This is a genomic window from Nocardia colli (genome assembly GCF_008704205.1).
Classification (GTDB): domain Bacteria; phylum Actinomycetota; class Actinomycetes; order Mycobacteriales; family Mycobacteriaceae; genus Nocardia; species Nocardia colli.
Genome location: NZ_VXLC01000007.1, coordinates 1 through 9969 on the forward strand (window position 1 = coordinate 1; position 9969 = coordinate 9969).

At 66.1% G+C, this 9969-nt stretch carries 10 protein-coding genes; 4 read left to right on the forward strand and 6 right to left on the reverse strand.

Going from position 1 to position 9969, the window contains the following annotated elements:
* A partial coding sequence (locus tag F3087_RS18940; RefSeq protein WP_223885195.1) for a LysR family transcriptional regulator occupies nucleotides 1-549 on the reverse strand: 549 nt, incomplete at its 3' end.
* 142 nt (nucleotides 550-691) lie between these two features.
* Here F3087_RS18940 and F3087_RS18945 point away from each other — a divergent pair.
* Entirely contained in the window at nucleotides 692-964 is a 273-nt protein-coding gene (locus tag F3087_RS18945) for a hypothetical protein (protein ID WP_150403333.1), read from the forward strand.
* Here F3087_RS18945 and F3087_RS18950 read toward each other — a convergent pair.
* The 4 genes from F3087_RS18950 to F3087_RS18965 all read right to left on the reverse strand — a co-directional run bounded on the left by F3087_RS18950 (nucleotide 945) and on the right by F3087_RS18965 (nucleotide 5549).
* Complete coding sequence (locus tag F3087_RS18950) at nucleotides 945-1979, reverse strand: methyltransferase (protein ID WP_191094040.1); 1035 nt, start codon at nucleotides 1977-1979, stop codon at nucleotides 945-947. The genes F3087_RS18945 and F3087_RS18950 overlap by 20 nt on opposite strands.
* A 95-nt stretch (nucleotides 1980-2074) precedes the next feature.
* Complete coding sequence (locus F3087_RS18955) at nucleotides 2075-2503, reverse strand: VOC family protein (protein WP_191094041.1); 429 nt, start codon at nucleotides 2501-2503, stop codon at nucleotides 2075-2077.
* Nucleotides 2504-2571: 68 nt separating this feature from the next.
* Nucleotides 2572-3384, reverse strand: a complete 813-nt coding sequence (locus F3087_RS18960; protein ID WP_150403336.1) for an alpha/beta fold hydrolase — start codon at nucleotides 3382-3384, stop codon at nucleotides 2572-2574.
* Nucleotides 3384-5549: an alpha/beta fold hydrolase gene (locus F3087_RS18965; RefSeq protein ID WP_150403337.1), complete on the reverse strand. Its 2166-nt coding sequence runs from the start codon at nucleotides 5547-5549 to the stop codon at nucleotides 3384-3386. Before F3087_RS18965 ends, F3087_RS18960 begins: the two co-directional genes overlap by 1 nt.
* A gap of 275 nt (nucleotides 5550-5824) precedes the next feature.
* Here F3087_RS18965 and F3087_RS18970 point away from each other — a divergent pair, with 275 nt between their 5' ends.
* Nucleotides 5825-6091: a helix-turn-helix domain-containing protein gene (locus tag F3087_RS18970; RefSeq protein ID WP_223885196.1), complete on the forward strand. Its 267-nt coding sequence runs from the start codon at nucleotides 5825-5827 to the stop codon at nucleotides 6089-6091.
* Nucleotides 6092-6116: 25 nt separating this feature from the next.
* On the opposite strand, the gene F3087_RS18975 is transcribed toward F3087_RS18970, so the two are convergent.
* Nucleotides 6117-7250: an epoxide hydrolase family protein gene (locus F3087_RS18975; protein ID WP_191094042.1), complete on the reverse strand. Its 1134-nt coding sequence runs from the start codon at nucleotides 7248-7250 to the stop codon at nucleotides 6117-6119.
* Between the two features lie 557 nt (nucleotides 7251-7807).
* Here F3087_RS18975 and F3087_RS18980 point away from each other — a divergent pair.
* Together F3087_RS18980 and F3087_RS18985 are read left to right on the forward strand one after the other, a co-directional pair.
* Nucleotides 7808-8707 (forward strand): alpha/beta hydrolase, encoded by a 900-nt coding sequence (locus tag F3087_RS18980; RefSeq protein ID WP_150403342.1) that lies wholly within the window; start codon nucleotides 7808-7810, stop codon nucleotides 8705-8707.
* A 155-nt stretch (nucleotides 8708-8862) separates the two neighbouring features.
* Nucleotides 8863-9096 (forward strand): nitroreductase/quinone reductase family protein, encoded by a 234-nt coding sequence (locus F3087_RS18985; protein WP_191094043.1) that lies wholly within the window; start codon nucleotides 8863-8865, stop codon nucleotides 9094-9096.
* The last annotated feature ends 873 nt before the right edge of the window (nucleotides 9097-9969 follow it).

The following is a 9969-nucleotide window of genomic DNA, read 5'->3' on the forward strand; positions in this document are numbered from 1 at the left end:
CACCCGGCGGGTGGCCAGCGGATGAGCGTTCGGCAGCAGCGCGACACGGGGGTCGGCGCGGAACAGTTCGCTGTCGAGGCCATGCAAGTCCATCGGTGAGCGGACCAAAGATACGTCGGTCACACCGGAGCGAACCTCCGCCACCTGCGCCGGCCCGTCCACCATCACCGCCAGCGCGGGGACGCGATCGGGGTGGATGGCGTTGTAGGAGACGACCACGGTCTCGAGCGCCTCGATATCACAACCGCGTGCGGTGACCCGCAACTGCCGGACCGCAGAACGCGGCGCGGTGGCCCGGGCGACGGCCGCCCGCGCGGCATCGTCGACGACGCGCGCGTCGTCGACCAACGCCCTGCCCGCATCGGTCAGCGTCACGCCGTGCCGGTCCCGCACGAAAAGTTCCGTCCCGAGCGTGGTCTCCAATGCCCGGACCGCTCGGGACAGCGCCGGTTGGGTAATTCCCAATTGCGTTGCCGCTCCGGTGAACGTGCCGTCCTCGGCCACGGCGAGAACATAGCGGAAGTGTCTCAACTCGATCTCTGGCAACACGCGTTCAGCATGTCAGATCAGCGGCCATGCCCGGTAGGCATGCCGCCATAACCCTCGGGCCTTGGACACCACGACGATCGCCCTGTGTGCTGGCCTCGGACTGCCGTGCCGGACCGCCGGCCGAACGAGGAGGAACGGGCCGATGAAGGCACACACAATGCTCGTCTCGTTTCAACGACCGCTGTCGGCGACCGAGCTGAATCAGTTCCTCACAGACCTCGAACAACGCATGCTCGACACCGGCCTGGCCCATACGGACGCACGCCCGCGACATCTCCCCGAGGCCGCCACCGCAGCGCTGATCGTTCAGTTCACCCCGATCAGCACCAGCGCGCTGGCCACCGTGTCCGACATGCCCCGCTTACCCGAAACCACACCGCACACAAGTACTCGGCTCAAAGAGTTGCCTCGATGATCGAGAACGGGCTGGGTGTGTTCACGATACTGTCGAGGGTAAATCCAGCGGTACTCAACAGGTTTCGATACTCTGCGGCGGTCCGCTCGCCACCGGTGTTCACCGCGAGCATCGTCAAGTCGACCATTTTCGTCAGGTGCGCGACGTCGCCTTCGGGAACGATGCCTTCGACAATCAACAGGCGCGCACCGGGTTTCGCGGCGGCCGCGATGGAGCCGAGGATGCGCAGGGCGGAAGCATCGTCCCAGTCGTGCAGGATGTAGGCGAGGACATAGATATCGGCCTCGGGCACCTCGGCAAAGAAATCGCCACCCGATGTCACAACCCTATCGGCAAGTCCGGCCTCGCGGATGCGTGCTTCGGCCGTGGGAACTACCCCTGGCAGGTCGAAGACGATGCCCCGGCGCCCGGGGTGCCGCGCCAGCAGTGTGAGCAGCACCGCGCCGTCCGCACCGCCGATATCCGCGACCACCGCACCGTCGGGCAGTTCGTAGCTGTCGAACATCCCCGCCCGAAGCCCCGCGGTGACTTCGGCCATCGCCCGGCTCTGCAGTGCGGAGCGATCCGGGTCCGCGGCGATCCAGTTGAAGAAGTGCTCACCGAGCTGATAGGTCGCTGCCGTCTCACCGGTGCGCGCCGTGCGCAGCAGTTCGCCGAACGGGCGGTAGTGCGTTTCCATCCAGAAGTGCGCGACCGCATGCAACGACGCCGGATGGCGCCGGGACAGGACCGCACCCAGCGGGGTGGTGCGGACCAGATCACCGTCGGTGGCGAACACCCCGATCGACGCGAGCGTCCGCACCAGACGCCGGAGAACGCCGGCATGCGCTCCGGTCCGGCGAGCCAGCTCGTCCAGGCTCAACGGCCCGTCGTCCAGCAAAGTCGCTATGTCGAGCTTGGCGATAACGTACAGCGCCTGGGATACCTGAAACCCACCCAGCATCTGTGACATCACAGCGACGGGCGCTGGTGCCGGCGCGCTCTCTGCGGGCATATCGGTGTCCTTCGTGGTCATGCTGTCTCCTGTACTTCCTACGAAGCGGTTGTCATATGGCGAGCGTTGAAGTGATCGATGTGAGCGTCGGTCGCTCACACCGAAGCGACGACTGGTTAACGAGCCCATTCCTCGATGGCAGGCCGGAGCCGTGTGGCCACGTACGCGATCCGGCCACCAGCCAGATCAGGACCGGTGATGACGGCCGAGGGCGACGCTTGCGACGACTCCCGCAGCACGCACTCGACCACCACTCCCCTGGCCGCCAGCTGGGCCAGACGACGCTCCGTATTCTGTTCCCAGCAGCCGTAATACCGGGCCCGATCGGTGTCCGCCGTCGCGAACGGGCCGTCGTCGCCGGTTGCCTGGATGAGCTGATAATGGGGCGACCCGGTGCGCGATACCGCGATGCTCAACCCGAATACCGTTGCAGGCCGGGTGAACTCGACCCCGAGCCCGGCGGACAGTCGATGGACGCCCTGCTCCAGATCCGCGACGACAATGCCGACGCAGAAGAACGTCAGCGGTACCGGTGTACGCGTCATCGGCCGGTCAATTTCCGTGCCGCTCTCCGGCCCGGCACCGCGGCCGTCGTCCTGTGCAGTCCGGCCCATTACCCGGACAGAAAGCCGAGGAGCAGCTCGTTGACCTTGTCCGGCGCCTCCAGTTGCAGCCAGTGCCCGACTCCGTCGAGCCGCTCGTACCGCCACGACCCACTGAGATGCTTTTCGGTGCCGGTCATGGATTCCTCGGTGAGGTACCTGTCTTCGCTGCTCCAAACGCCGAGCACCGGTGCATGGATCGGCGGTAGCGCGGGTGGCTCGACGAGCGACTGTGGTCCGGCCCCGGTGCGATACAGTCCGAGGCCGGCGCTCAGCGCTTGTGGATCGCGCATCCGCTCGATCACCTCATCGAGGTCGGGGTGGGTGGCCAGCCACTGTCTGGCGTTGGCGAAATCATCCTGCGCGAGCCAGCGTTCGGCGATGCCTTGGAACTGGAACAGCAGGAAGTACCACGACATTTCGCGCTGCCGCAGACCAGCGTCCACCATCGAGGCGGGATGCCCCACCGACAGCAGCGTCAGGCTGGTGACCCGATCCGGGTACGCCCCCGCCAGCAGCTGAGCCAGCGACGCGCCCCAATCGTGTCCGACCACGTGAGCACGCTGCACGCCCAGCTCGTCGAGCAGGCCGACCAGATCCGCCAGATAGTGATCGAGTTCGTAGTCCGCCAGCTCTACCGGCATTTCCGAGGCACCGAAGCCACGCAGATCGGGGGCGATGGTGCGATACCCTGCGGCATTCAGCGCGGCCACCTGGTGTCGCCACACCTCGTGCGTGTCCGGATAGCCGTGCACCAGTAGAACATTCGGGCCCGACCCGCTGACTTGCACCTCGAGTTCGATGCCGGTGGTCTCGAAACGCATCACTCGCCCCCGAGCACTGCCAGCAGCTCGGCACGGGACGGCCCCGGCTCCGGATAGCGGGCAGCTCCGGCACCGAGCTCGATGATCCGATCCAGCAGCCCCGGTGTGGCCAGGACCTCGTCCGCGCCACGCAGCATGGCACCGATATCGCTGAGGCCGCGCATCACCTCCGGATCTCTCAGCTTGGCCGCCTCCATCGCCTGCCGCAGGTTCCACTCCGGATCGTCGGTTTCGTAAGCGACACCTGCGATGTCACCGTCGATCTGGGCGAGCCGGTGGTGGTCCCAGTCGGCTACACCTTGATAGACCGGCTTCAGCGTCGCGTCGGTGACCTCGTCGAACCGCGACGCCAGCTTCTCTTTGTCATCGATGCCCAACTCGCGCACCACATCACGCAACAGCTCCGCATGAAACATGCCCATCGTGATTCCCATACCGAAGATGGGATTTGTGGTCGCCCAGGCATCTCCGATGCTCACCAGGCCGGTCACCACCGGTCGGCCGTCGACGACGAGGCTGCGATGTTTGGCTTCGATCCCGGACATGGCGAGCACGCCGGTGATCGGTTCACCTGCCGAAGCCCAGTGCGCCATATTGGGATACAGCGCGGCGACGCGCTGCCAGGTCGCCGGATCGCTCAGCGCGCGCAGTGCGCGATCACGGCCGGAGACGAAGATCGCGACCGCCCAGGTGCCCGCGTCCCCGGGAATGGTGACCACGGTGAGGCTGTCGTGATGCTCGAGCGGCCAGGCCAGTTGCGCGGGCAGCGAGCCGTCGGCGGAGCGGAAGTACCTGCTATATCCGAGGAACCCGGTCTCTTGGCGCTGCTGCGCGGGTTCGGTCGCGCCGATATCGCTCAGCAGCTTGCTCATCGGCGAGTTACGGCCCAGCGCGTCGATGACCAGGTCCGCGCGAATCTCCTCACCGTGCCCGGTCAGCACGCCGACCACCCGCGGCACCCCGCCCGCCGCGCCGTCTGCCAGCAATCCGGTCACCGGCGTGCCACGACGAACCGTGAGTCCAGGGGTTCGGGCGGCGGCGACACCGAGCCCTTCCTCGATGACCGGCCTGCGCGCGGCAAGGGTGCCGAACCGCTCATCACCGGGCACTCGGCCACCGATGGCGGCCACCTCGTAGGTTCCGTCGAGCATATTGTGCGGGCGCGCGCCCGACGCCGTGAGCGCCTCGATCACATCGGGCAGCTCCCGCACCAGCAAGCGATACGCGCCGGGCAGGAGCAGGTGCGGATGCCGGAACTGGTTGACGCCCGGTCGCCGCCACTGCTCCCACGCGCTTTCGGGCTCGCTGCCCGCGCTTCCAGAATCCTTGTCCAGCAACGTGACTCGATGCCCGTCGCGGGCGAGCAGCATGGCGGCCGTCAGGCCGACGATGCCGCCGCCGAGCACCAGGATGTGCGTGGTGTGGTCGGTCTTGTCGATTCGGGTCGGGTTTGCGGCGAGTAGAGATTCCGGGGTGACAGCCGCGAGGCGCAACAGCAGTTCGACGGTGTCGGTCTCGTGCGAGGCGATAGCTCCGTGATCACTGTCCCAGGTCACCGTATGCGTCGCGAAATCGGCGAAACGACGCTGCAGATCCGGATCCATGGCGCGATCGTCGCTACAGACAACGTATGTGCTCGGCCGCGATCGCCACGTTGCGCTCGTCGCCGGCTCATGCCCGGCCGCCATGTCTTGTGGCACGAGTTCAGCGACGTGAGCCGCACGCTGCTCCTCGTCCAGGTGCGAATGCAGCAACATCCCCGCACGCTCCGGATCGAGGGACGTGGTGCCGAACGGATCACCCACCATCGCCGCACTGAGTTCGCCCGTTGGCACGCCGGCGAGCAGCCCGAGAGCGCTCTCACCGATATCAGGCATCACCGCGGCCAGATACACCAGGTGAGCGACCTTCGCCTCCGGAAGACCGGAAATTATTGCGCCACCGTAGGAATGGCCACACACGATGGCCGGGCCGAACTCCATAATCTCGTCCAACGCCGCCTCGGCCGCCGCGACATCGGCGGCCAGCGAACCACGATGCAGCTCGGCCACAGCCACCGGCACACCACGCGCACGCAGCTCGGCCGCGACACCGTCCCACGCCTTGCCGGTATGCCACGCACCGTGCACCAGCAACACACCACGGTACGACGACGAACTGGTCATCAGATTGCCTCTCGATAAGCTCAGAAATCACGCCGACGCACGGACCGAAATTCGCACGCTCCAACCGAAGCCCTATACGAATCCCGAAACCCGCCCGTCATCACGACGCTAAACACCGCCCAAGAAATTTGCCTGGCCCAATCAGTCCCACGTAGACCGAGAAACCTTCGCTGAACACCATCACGAACCGGGCCATCACCTCCCAGATGGACAGGCCGCCGCGGAGATGGTCACCGGCGGTGAGTGTGTCGACGCCCCCGCGGAAGAAACGATCGATGGCGACGTACGTGGTGGGCTGCTCGAAACAACACCGTGCACCCCGCATCGGTGGGCGGCAGCGAATGTCGCCTGCCCTGGCGGGTCCCGGATCCACCCCCGGGCGGCGCACCCCGGGCTTGCGACGTGAGGAATTGGGCGGGTTGGCGGGAGTCTCCGCCGACTACATCAAGCGGCTCGAACAGGGCAGGGCACGCCCCTCGATCGCGGTTCTCGACGCGCTGAGCCAGGCCTTACGGTTGTCGAGCCCCGAGTACGAGCACTAGTGCCCGCCGCGATCGGCACCGATTGTCACCGCAGCGGCCGGAAGAAGTCGGTCAGGTCGGGCGCCAGCAGCGCGGGTTCTTCGTATGCGGGGAAGTGACCACCGCGGGGCATCTCCGTGTACCTCGTGATGTTGTAGGTGCGCTCGGCCCAGCTGCGCGGCGGCAGGGTGAGGTCGGCCGGGAACAGCGCCAGGGCGGTGGGGACCTCGACCCGCTCGACTCTGCGCGTCACGTGCTCGCTGTACTCGTAGTACGGCCGGAACGAGGTCGAAATGGTGTTGGTGAACCAGTAGAGCGACGCCTGGGTCAGCAGGAAGTCGTCGCTGAACCGCGAGGACAGGTCGCCGCCGCAGTCGCTCCACGCGCGGTACTTCTCGATCAGCCAGGCGAGCAGCCCGGTCGGCGAGTCGGCCAGTCCGTAGCTCAAGGTGACCGGGCGGGTGTTCTGCTGGTGCTGATAGGCGCCCTCGTTCGTCGACCAGGTCGTCACGGAGTCCAGGTAGGCGCGTTCCTGCGCGGTGACGCTCTCGTCGTCGTAGGCGACCGGGCTGGCGATGGCCGTCAGGTGGATACCCACCAAAGCGTCGGGATGGGCTTCGGCCAGCCGGGAGGTGATGCCCGCGCCCAGGTCCGTGCCGTGCGCACCGTACCGGGCCAGACCCAGTTCGTCGCGCATGAGCAAGTGCCAAAGTTCGTGGGTCTGTACGGGATCCGTGAGCGAAGGCCGTTGCGGGGAGAAGGCGAATCCTGGCAGCGATGGGACGATCACGGTGAACGAGTCCGCCGCGCGACCGCCGTGCTCGGACGGGGTGGCCAGTCGCTGGGCGAAGCCGGTCAACTCCAGGAACGAGCTGGGCCACCCGTTGGTCAGGATGATCGGCAGCGCGTCCGGACCCTCGCCGTCGAAACGCAGGTAATGCACCGGCGTCCCGGCGATGTCGGCGACGTGGTGCGGCAGTGCGTTGATGGCGGCTTCGTGCGCACGCCAGTCGTAGCCGGCTGCCCAGTAGGTGACCAGTCGCCGCAGCTCATCGGGATCGGTTCCCGCCGACCAGCCGGTCACCGGCCACGGAGCCGGCCAGCGCGTGCCGGCCAGCCGCGCTCGCAGGTCACGGAGTTCGGCGTCGGTGACCTCGAGCACAGGTCGATCGGGCACCATGGTTCCTCCTTGCACTCGCGGGAAGTTGTCCTTGCCGGGCGGCTGGACTTTCCTGGCGGTCGGGGCCGTACGACCTCTGGGGCCAGTTAGTCCACTGCGGATTCAACGCCCGATCGGCGCAGCACCGAAGTGAACAGGTCGGCGCCGCGTTGCATCAGCGTCATCGATTCGCCCTCCAAGGCAAAGGCGTTGGCGGCCTTCGCTGCTCTCCCGCACGCGGTGTCCCCATGACCTCGTTCAATCCGGAGAACCCCAGCCTGGCCCGGGCAGCACGAGGCGCGGCTGCGGCCGGTGCCGTGATGCGGCTTACCACGGGTACTGAAGACGGCGAAGCCACGGCGGACATCAAGCCTGGCACTAATTGGCCCAGGCCGGCGGCCCATCCTTGATCTATCTTCGATCTTTGTGGGTGCACTACCCAGCGACCTCGGCCGCGTGCCCCGGGGGTGGCTAGGGTGAGTGCCGTTGTCCTGGTGGGCATTTCCAGATCCAGCTTGCGACCGACGCTTCTGACTACGGTGCACCGCCGCGTCCTACCTGATGGAGAGTTTGAAATCATGGGCAACTTCGTTCCGCCATTGCCGGTGATCAAGGCAATGCTGAGACTGACCTACCGGGTCACGTTCAACAGGCATCTGTCGTGGGGGACACAACGACGGCTGCTCGAAAAGGTTGCTGCGGCACCGGTGCCCGCCGCAGTCAAGGTCGAGAAACTGCACCTGGGCGGGCGGCCCGCCGAGCGTCTCAGCACCGGTGCCGGTGCGGGCACCGTACTGTACCTGCACGGTGGTGCCTACACTCTCGGCTCGCCCGCGACGCATCGTCCGCTCGTGGCGGCGTTGGCACTGGAAACCGGTTGTACCTTCTATGTTTTGGACTACCGGCTGGCGCCGGAGCACCCATTCCCTGCGGCATTGGATGACGCGGAGGCCGCGTTTCTCGAGTTGACCGAGGGTGGCACCCCCGCGAATCGCATTGCGATCACTGGTGATTCGGCCGGCGGCGGATTGTCCCTGGCCACCGCGCAGCGCCTGATCGCCCGGCACGGCCTCACACCGGCCGCGCTCGGCCTGATAGCACCGTGGGTGGATCCGAATCTGAATCCCGACGGCAAGAGTGACCTGGTCATCACCAAGGCGTGGGCAAAGGTCTGCGCTGCCGCTTATCTCGGTGACAATCCTGCGGATATCGAGGGTTATGCACCCTTGCGCGACACTCTCGCTGGACTGCCACCAACCTATCTGCAGGTGGACGTCAGCGAACTGCTGCACGAGCAATGCGTCGAACTCTTTGCCGCACTCGACGCGGCGGACGTTCGAGTGCGGTTCACCGAAAGCCACGGGCTGTGGCACGTCGCGCAGGGCCAAGCCGCGGTGGTACCTGCCGCAGCGGTTGCCTTACTCGAATGGGCCGATTTCCTGAGCGAAGCACTGAGCCCACACGCCGCTCAGCCGTAGTTGCCCGCGCCTTCGTGCTCCGGATAGCGAAAAGATGAACATGTCTGTGCCGAAAGACATTCGGGTTGTGAACCGGAATGTCATCGGGGAATTTCGCGCTACCGGAGGCGCGATGAGCGGCGATCGAGAGTGGCCTAGGCCGTGGTAGCGGCTTCTTGCGCGGGCCGCAGAACGCCCAGTGGTTCAAGAACCTGGTGGCGAACCCGTCCGTGGTGCTCGAACGTCCCGGTGCGGACGGACGCATCGAGCGCATCGAGACCACCGCCGTGGTCACCGAAGGCGTCGATCGCGCACGAATCGCCGAGCAGGTGCGACAGTTGGGCTCACAGCTCGACGATTTCGAGGCGGAGGCCGGCAGGCCGATGCCGATCGTAGTGCTCGGCTGCTGATGAACTACCTAGCGATACGCCGAATCGGTGGTCCGGGGGAAGTTCGCCTTCGCTATGGGAAGCTCTGACGCGAATTCCGAAAACCCACCCGTCTGCCCGAGGTTAAACGCTGCCGAATGAATGTGCCTCGCCCGGTCAGTCCTAGGCAACTCTGCGCGAATTGTGTGAAATATGACCGCGATGCGCCCAGCCTGGGCCTGTTAGGCCCAGGCTGGTGGTCGGTTGTCTGATCTATCTTCGACTGTGTGAGCGCTGTACACGTGGATCCGGGGCGGGCGCTGCGGGAGTGGCGAGAGCTTGCCTCGCCCACGTCGCCATGAGCAGGCCCTAGCACTGCCGGAATGGAAATGGAGGGACAGATGTTTCGTGCGAAAGTGATGCTCGGCGTGCTTGCCACGGCGGCACTCGCACAATTGGCGACCGGGTGCGGAAAGGGTGCCGACGTTCCCGGTACCAGCACAACCATGCCGACAACCAGTATTTCCGCACCGAGGACGAGTGCGCCCGCGCCGACCTCCACCCGGATTGCCCCGGCGCCCGGCGTGGGAACTCCGACGCCGGGAAGACCGCAATCCCTCACTCCGCCGCCGCCACCAGCGGCTTCCACGACCCCACAACCGGCGCCGGCCGCGCCGGTGAAGTGCACCGACCAGATCAACTACAGCAACGACCCGCGCTCGAACGCCGAAATCAACAGCATCGGCGAACAAACCGGACAATGCCCGCCACCACAGCCCCCGCCGACCTCACCCGCGAAATGCACCGACCAGATCAACTACAGCAACGACCCGCGCTCGAACGCCGAAATCAACAGCATCGGCGAACAAACCGGACAATGCCCGGACCCGATGGGGTCTTGATTCGGATGTTGTG